This is a genomic window from Pedobacter sp. (genome assembly GCF_040513095.1).
GTDB lineage: Bacteria > Bacteroidota > Bacteroidia > Sphingobacteriales > Sphingobacteriaceae > Pedobacter.
Genome location: NZ_JBEVDX010000062.1, coordinates 1 through 6,554 on the forward strand (window position 1 = coordinate 1; position 6,554 = coordinate 6,554).

The following is a 6,554-nucleotide window of genomic DNA, read 5'->3' on the forward strand; positions in this document are numbered from 1 at the left end:
ATGTTTGTAACGGCTAAACTTCATTGCAAACACGAAACAAACTCTGATCAAAGCCGTTCCAAACCCGGCACAACTATGAGCAAAACCTAACGTTGATTCTTTGTAAATACATTGTAATTACGAGCGAAATACGAACAGTATACGACTATCATACGATCGAAGCAAAAAAAAAATAAAAAATATTTGCAAATAATTCCTGATATGTTTAAATTGGTATAACTAATTGATTATTAACATATATCTTTATTTTATGGGCAAAGCAAACATGGATTCATGGGACGGTTTTATAGGTAGAGTTGGAAATACAGTTACCTATATCCGCATGGGAAAAGTGGTAAAACGCACAATTGGCATATCCACTAAGCCGGCAACAAAAAACCAGAAGAAATCCCGGCAAAGAGTCAGAATAACAAATGAGTTTATTTCTCCGGTGAAGGAATTCATCAATGTAGCGATGAAACCTGAAGGCCAGGCACTCAAAAAAACTCCAAATGACCTGATGCTTTCACATACCCTCTTAAACGGGATTAAAGGAGAATACCCAAATCAGGAAATTGATTTTACCAAAGTCCAGTTCAGTAAGGGTAAAATGCCAAAAACTCCTGGTCTTCAGGTAAGCCAGAATGACGCCGGTCTTGAATTCACATGGAATACAGAGCTCATAAAAAACCAGTTTAGACATGATGACCAGCTGATGGTGTTAGTTTATCTTCCGGAGCTGAAAAATGCGGAATTTGAAACCCACGCTATAAAAAGGTCGGCAGGTAAATACCAGTTTGATATGCTTAAAGAGGACACACCTACGCGCATGGAAATCTATATATCCTTCATGTCTACTGATCAGAAACGTGTATGTGACAGCGAATATTTAGGACAATTAATATTACCTGCACGCGAGGAATAAAAGATAAATAATATGGCATATCATATACCGGGTGGGCTCGGTGAATTCCGCGGTAGGGTAGCTGGCGTTGTCGTTTACCGATGGCGCCAACTTAAACTTGGGAGGTCAAGACCAGGCAAGTCCAGCAGAAAACCTAGTAAGGACCAGAAAAGGCAGCGCTCCCGCCTTGGGTTAATTTCCCGTTACCTGAGTAAATTCGTCTATGTTGTACGTGATGGGTATAACACAAAGAGGATGAATATAACCTCAATGAACGCTGCAGTCAAACAAAATTTCCATACTGCAGTAACAGGTGAATACCCGAATCTCAAGGTTGAGGACGCACTGGTACAATTAAGTAAAGGAACCCTGGATCATGTATATCGGCCAACAGTAAAAACAAAGGAAAATGGTGACATCACTGTAGAGTGGATAAACCCTGACCGCCAAAAACCTGGGGTCAACGATCACGACACAGTACATCTCGTTTTTTACAGTGATGCACTGCGACGCAGGCAGCTGTTCTACATGGATGATCTGGCCCTGAGGAAGGATGATATTGCTAATGTTCCGGATACCGTAAATTATTTCAAAGGCCCCGTACACGTATGGATGTTTCTGCTTTCTGCAGATGGGAAGCGGCCTTCCAATTCCAGATATCTTGGCGTCTTCAATTTCATTAAGAAATAGTTATTTGTATAATACCTACCTTCATTGCTAAAATCTCTTGGGTGCTGGGAGCCCTGCAACCACCGTTATCCTGTATTACAGTGAAAGCACTATCCACGTCAACATTCAGATCATCCGATCTATACCCGGATTCAAATAAAAACCACATTATAATGTTTTTATCACTTGGGCTGCTTGAAACTGCTCAGGGGGACTTTGTACTAAGCCCGGCTTACGATCTGCTGAACACCAAACTACATGTAGATGATCCAGATTTTGCGTTGGACGGAGGTCTTTTCGCTGATGGCTTCAAATCTGGAGATTGGAAAAAAAATGCGGCGCCAAGCCACTTAGATTTCGAAGAATTCGCTAGGCGGATCGGAATCCAGGAAAAGAGAATTAAAGTACTATTGGAGCCATTTCTGCTTGGGCAGCCATTAGTAGAGCAACTTATCGGCCGCTCTTTTCTTAACGATTCTTTAAAGAGAGGTTACCTTATAAATTATAACAAAAAGAGAAATCTATTATGTTGCAACTGATCACCTTTATGGCACTTATTAAGTAATTTTAAATATATAAATATCAAAGGTGGATACCAATGGATTTCTGATTGCAGAAAGCAACCGTCGGTTTAATTCTGCCAGGGATTATCTGCAGCCGCTTCCATTGAGGGAGATCGCTTTTTACAGGACAAGTGGCCACGAATTACAACAAAATCCCGGCTGGTAACTGAAACTAATATTAACAATTTATATTAAAAAGATGCACAAACAAATCAAAGCGCTGCTTACTGTTCTTATAATATTTAATACAACATCTTTATTCGCTTCTTTTATATCCCATAGCGGAAATAAAAGTTATGATGAGGATGGACCTAAAGTGGTAAATATCGTGAATTTTATAAGGCTGCTTGAGCCAAGAGATCCAGAAATTACCGAGGATGTACTTTATCAGACGGTTGTAAAGCAAGTAGAAATCATGAGAAAATATAACCTTCCAGGAACATTCTTATTGCAATATGATGCCCTTATGGATTCCCGGTATCAAAAATTGCTTAGATCATTACCTGCAAATTCTTTTGAGATAGGCGGCTGGTGGGAACTTCCTCAGCCTCTTATTGAAAAAGCAGGAATAAAATGGAGAGGCAGGTATTCCTGGGACTGGCATGCCGATGTTGGTTTTGCGACTGGCTATACACCTGCTGAGCGGGAAAAGATTACAGATGTATACATGGCAGATTTTAAAAAGATTTTCGGTTATTATCCAAAGTCTGTGGCCAGTTGGTTTATTGATGCCCACACACTGAATTATATGTATAAAAAATACCAAATCGTTGCTTCTGCAAATTGTAAAGACCAGTATGGTACTGATGGATATACCTTATGGGGCGGGTATTGGAATCAGGCCTACTATCCAAGTAAGATCAACTCCTATATGCCCGCCCAAAACGCGGAAAATCAAATTCCTGTGCCGATCTTCAGGATGCTTGGCAGTGATCCGGTCCGACAGTATGATACCGGCCTTGGTACAAAAAGACAAGGTGTTATTACTTTGGAACCTGTATATAAGTTCGGAGGAGGCGATGCGGAATGGGTTTCATGGTTTTTTAAAATATTTACTCAGGACAAATCACTGGGATGGAATTATACGCAGGCTGGTCAGGAAAATTCCTTTACGTGGTCTGCGATGGCAAAAGGATTGGAACTGCAATTGCCTTTAATTGCAAAACTGCGTGCAGAGGGTAAGCTGGTTGTAGAAACATTGGAGCAATCAGGACTTTGGTTTAAAAAGAAATACAAGGTAACGCCTGCAACTTCATTTGCAGTAGCCAAAGATCTTGAGGGCAGCGATTTAAAAACGATCTGGTACAACAGCCGCTTTTATCGAATTAACTTGTTATGGGAAAATGATGGACTGAGGATCCGGGATATCCATTTATTCAATGAAAAAGTTCCAGATAGATACACTACAGAGATCGCAACATCCAATGAATGTTCTTTTTACACATTACCGTTAATTGATGGTTACATCTGGAGCGCAAAGGATGAGCTTGCAGGTTTAAGAGTAAAGGCGATCATACAGGGAAAAGAGGTATTGCTGAAAGGTGGCAATCCGGTTTTCACCAACAAGGACTTAAATTCTGTACACATAACCTGGCCTCTTACATCCGTTAAAGGAACGCTCGAAATGGATCTCAATGAAAAGAGTTTTAATATAAAGCTGGTGAGTAAGGAAAAGCTGGATTGGTTTCTTGATTTAAATGCAGCGTCAGAACAAAAACTGCCTTTCAGTAATATTGGAGCCAAAAGTATATCCTGTAACTTTGAAGGAATGAGTTATCAGCTAAATGCTGTCACAGGCATGTTTTCAAAGCCGGCCGGTGGACCGGTTTTCAGGATAAAACCTGCCGGGAATACTGTAGCAGTAAATTTTGGCTTCTCCAGTTGATATAATTTAAAGACAAATTTACAGAAAGACCACCCATATAAACAATTTGACTACAACATTTACCAATCCGGTTACACTTCAGTGGATGGATATTAAGAATTTTGAACTTGACATTAAGTCAGTGCAAAAATGGAAAATGTAATATTAAATAATGGAGTAAAGATGCCGCTACTTGGTTTTGGTACCTACTTGCTTCAAGAGGGTTTTGAATGTGAACAGGCCGTGCTAAATGCTTTAAATATCGGTTACAGACTTATAGACACCGCTGCTGTATACAACAATGAGGATTCGGTTGGCAAAGCAATCAAAAAAAGTAATGTCAGACGAGAAGAAATCTTTGTAACCACGAAGTTTATCCCCGCGAATGTAGGCTATGAAAAAACAAAGCATGCCTGTGAGGCCTCGCTAAAGAAAATGGGTCTTGACTATATTGATCTGTTCTTGATCCATCTTCCGCAGGGAGATGTAGATTCATCCTGGAATGCAATGGAAGAATTATACAAGGAGGGTAAAGTAAGGGCGATCGGTGTTAGTAATTTTAATATGAATCAAATTTCAGATCTAGTTAAGCAGCATAATGTGGTCCCGGCAATCAATCAAGTGGAAACCCATCCGTTTTCCCAAAAGACAGAAATGCAGAATGGTTTAAATTCTAAAGGCATTCAACTGGAATCCTGGGCACCCTTTGCTCAGGGTAGAAATAATCTTTTTCATCAGGAACTCTTAGTCGCGCTCTCATGCAAATATAATAAGAGTGTCGCCCAGGTGGTCTTGCGTTGGTTAATCCAAAAAGAGGTGGTGGTTATTCCGAAATCAGCTAATAGGAATAGGATAAATGAAAATTTCACTGTATTTGACTTTGAGTTGTCTGCCGATGATCTGGCTTCCATCAAATCGTTGGATAGAGGTAGCGGACTAATTTATAGTGTTTAAAGAAAATCATCGCCGGGCACACCATATATGGTGAAAACCTGTATTTTGAAGAGGCAGAACCATCAGACGAAACAATCTGGGCGGCCTAAGCAAAGGAATGAATTTGTAGCTGGGCCCTCAGCTTTTAACTACCTGATCCAATCCTGCTATTTTTTTAAAAACCATGAGGCTTTGTGCAACAACCTGATCCATATTATAATATTTATATGTAGCTAACCGCCCAACAAAATAGGTGTGATCCATAGCATCCGCCAGTCTTTTATACTTTTGATAAAGAGCGGCATGATCAGGTTTTGGTATTGGATAGTAAGGGTCGCCTTCTGCTTTTGGAAATTCGTAAACCACGGAGGTTTTACTATGTTTCTGGCCACTTAGATACTTGAATTCAGTAATTCTGGTAAAATCATAATCATCAGGATAATTGATCGTTCCTGTTTCCTGAAACTGCTCCTGGTCAAAAGTTTTAAACTTAAAATCTATTGACCGGTAGGGGAGTTTCCCAAAGCGGAAATCAAAATATTCATCTATAGGACCTGTAAATATCATTTTCTTATAACTTATTCCGCTGATCACATCTTTATAATCAGCATTAAGCATAATATGAATATTGGGGTGAGCCAGCATATTTTCGAACATCCTGGTATAACCGTGCAGGGGCATTACCTGGTACTTGTCAGTAAAATATCTGTTGTCCTTATTAGTGCGCGTTGGAATTCTTGCCGTCACTGATGCACTAAGTTCAGAAGGGTCAAGGTCCCACTGTTTTTTTGTATAACCCTTAAAAAATTTATTGTACAGATCTCTGCCTACATTGCTCAGTACAACATCTTCGGAGGTTACTACAGGATGTATTTTCTCTGCCCTTTCTGCGAGAAAAGCCGACACCCCTTCAGCATCGAGATCAAGCCCGTACAATTCATTGACTGTATTCATATTAATGGGTATCGGCAACAATTGCCCATCTACACTTGCCAGTACTTTGTGTTGATAATGGCGCCATTCTGTAAATTTTGATAAATAGGTATATACCTCAGTACTATTTGTATGAAAGATATGTGGCCCATATTTATGCACCAGAATCCCCGCTTCATCATAATGGTCGTAGGCATTGCCGCCAATATGATTTCTCTTTTCAATAAGAAGTACCCGATATTTAGCATCTGCCAGCCTTTCAGCAAGTACACTTCCTGCAAATCCAGCTCCTACAATAACAAAGTCATACATATATTTTAAATTAATGGTTTCGCCTTATTTTACGAATAGCTCAGCATTGCTACAGGGTTTGCCTTAGCTTTTGGAGAGCTATAGAATTTCTTAATTCTCATTAAATTCCAGAGGGTATAAGAATGGTTTCTGTTTAGATAGAGGTGTTCATGGACCAATTGGTTCACATAAGCCTTATTGATAAAAGGCGGTAAACCCTCGTTTAAACTTAAAAGTTCTTCTTTCAGCTCCTTTCTGAACCACAGTGCAATGGGAACACTAAAACCTCGTTTAGGCCGGTCAAACAATGCTTTGGGGACGTGCTTTGCAAGAATATCTTTTAAGATGGATTTCTTAATGCCGTCTTTTAGAAGTAAATGATTGGGTATAGCCCTTGAAATTTCTATTAAGCCAGCAT

At 39.8% G+C, this 6,554-nt stretch carries 7 protein-coding genes; 5 read left to right on the forward strand and 2 right to left on the reverse strand.

Going from position 1 to position 6,554, the window contains the following annotated elements; genetic code table 11:
* Positions 1-250: 250 nt before the first annotated feature.
* The 5 genes from ABWY16_RS08520 to ABWY16_RS08540 all read left to right on the forward strand — a co-directional run bounded on the left by ABWY16_RS08520 (position 251) and on the right by ABWY16_RS08540 (position 4,933).
* On the forward strand, positions 251-904 hold the full coding sequence (locus tag ABWY16_RS08520; protein WP_353904220.1) for a DUF6266 family protein: 654 nt from the start codon (positions 251-253) through the stop codon (positions 902-904).
* A gap of 12 nt (positions 905-916) precedes the next feature.
* Positions 917-1,573 carry a DUF6266 family protein gene (locus tag ABWY16_RS08525; protein WP_353904221.1) on the forward strand — a complete coding sequence of 219 codons (657 nt, stop codon included), beginning with the start codon at positions 917-919 and terminating at the stop codon, positions 1,571-1,573.
* An 80-nt stretch (positions 1,574-1,653) separates the two neighbouring features.
* Positions 1,654-2,091, forward strand: a complete 438-nt coding sequence (locus ABWY16_RS08530; RefSeq protein ID WP_353904222.1) for a hypothetical protein — start codon at positions 1,654-1,656, stop codon at positions 2,089-2,091.
* Positions 2,092-2,314: 223 nt separating this feature from the next.
* Entirely contained in the window at positions 2,315-4,000 is a 1,686-nt protein-coding gene (locus tag ABWY16_RS08535; RefSeq protein ID WP_353904223.1) for a DUF3863 domain-containing protein, read from the forward strand.
* Between the two features lie 129 nt (positions 4,001-4,129).
* Positions 4,130-4,933 (forward strand): aldo/keto reductase, encoded by an 804-nt coding sequence (locus tag ABWY16_RS08540; RefSeq protein ID WP_353904224.1) that lies wholly within the window; start codon positions 4,130-4,132, stop codon positions 4,931-4,933.
* A 117-nt stretch (positions 4,934-5,050) separates the two neighbouring features.
* Here ABWY16_RS08540 and glf read toward each other — a convergent pair whose 3' ends face one another.
* Positions 5,051-6,157 carry a UDP-galactopyranose mutase gene (gene glf / locus ABWY16_RS08545; RefSeq protein ID WP_353904225.1) on the reverse strand — a complete coding sequence of 369 codons (1,107 nt, stop codon included), beginning with the start codon at positions 6,155-6,157 and terminating at the stop codon, positions 5,051-5,053.
* A 29-nt stretch (positions 6,158-6,186) separates the two neighbouring features.
* On the reverse strand, positions 6,187-6,554 hold a 368-nt coding region (locus ABWY16_RS08550), incomplete at its 5' end, for an asparagine synthase-related protein (protein WP_353904226.1).